The 1289-nt window shown below is 56.9% G+C and carries 1 protein-coding gene; it reads left to right on the forward strand.

Annotation, left to right across the window (positions count from 1 at the left end; all coding sequences use genetic code 11):
* Positions 1-174 precede the first annotated feature (174 nt).
* Positions 175-1289, forward strand: a 1115-nt coding sequence (locus ACRCYW_RS05590) for a hypothetical protein (RefSeq protein WP_438549161.1), incomplete at its 3' end; no start/stop codon positions are given.

Below are 1289 nucleotides of genomic sequence, written 5' to 3' on the forward strand. Positions count from 1 at the left end.
ATCTCATCTGGCATCTTGCATGGGATTTCTTACAGCCTCTCGACCGCCTACACATAACTCAACTAAGCCCTGTCATGTCCCAATATGCCCTCCTGCGAGCACACGCGTCCGCTGCTGATCTCACCCCCCTCTTAGCACCTCGGCCTCCGGGTGGACCCCAGTAGAGTCCATCTTATGGCCTGCGCTTTCCTGCGCTTCAACTGTGACTATGGTGACCTTATTCGCTGGCTCCGTGGCCCATACACAGGCACCCATCGCAACTGGGACGAGACTTTTGCCGAGATCAACAGAATTCCCGATCGGCCACCTCCCCACTCCTTTCCCACACCCGATTTTGAACGGGCCCATAAAGCTTGCTTGGAAGGCGTCCCTCTGAAAGCTTCCTACAAGTCCAGCAACACATCCTGCCATTTCCGCAACGCAGCTCCCCCATCACCCAACGTCACCGAAAACGCTAGTGATGTGGACGAGACGCTCCGCAAGGAGGAGAAACTTTCCTATCACATCATCTTGCCCAGATTCCTCTGGCGCTTCTTCTCAGGCCTGCTTCTCGCTCTATTCCGGGTCGCCTACCGCTACGGCGACCCCAAACCTCGCCGATGTGTCGATCCTTCCACAACTCTCACCCCTTCCGACACCGGCAACGTAAACGCACAATGCCCAGCCCCGGGTGTTGACGAGGACCAAAACCCGACGATTTACTACGGCACAGCCTTCCAGCGTTACCGCTCCTGGCTTTGGAACCTTCACATTTCATTCCCAGACGAAGAGATAGTGCAGTCCACTGACGATATCTCCGCCGCCTTCCATCGCGTCCTCTATCATCCCGACATGGGTCCAGCCTTCGCCACAGTCTGGCGGTGCTGGCTGGTTCTCCCCGTGTCCGCCATCTTTGGCTGGAGGGCATCCTCCAGCCTCTACATGTTATACGGCGAATTGCGAGCCTACTTCGCTAATGTCATGGACGTCCCGCAGCAAGCCCTTGAGGAGCCCCTCATCCAGCGGATCCAGCTCCCCAAATCAGCACCACCCGACGTTGTTGCCACTTTCGCACGGGCTACCGCTGACTCTCTCAACCAGGGCATCATCCTTCGCCCAGACGGCACCATCGAGCGCCACCAACCCGTCTTTGTGGATGACACCGGCATCGCGCACATCATCAAATTCTTCATCGAATCCGCCGTGGCCAGCGTCTATGCAGCTTACGTGCTTTTCGGTCACCCCACCGAAGACCCCTATCGCCCTCCTTGCATTAACCCATCAAAATGGAAAGAAGTTGTCACCCATGT

This window comes from Aeromonas sp. (assembly GCF_051657805.1).
Classification (GTDB): domain Bacteria; phylum Pseudomonadota; class Gammaproteobacteria; order Enterobacterales; family Aeromonadaceae; genus Aeromonas.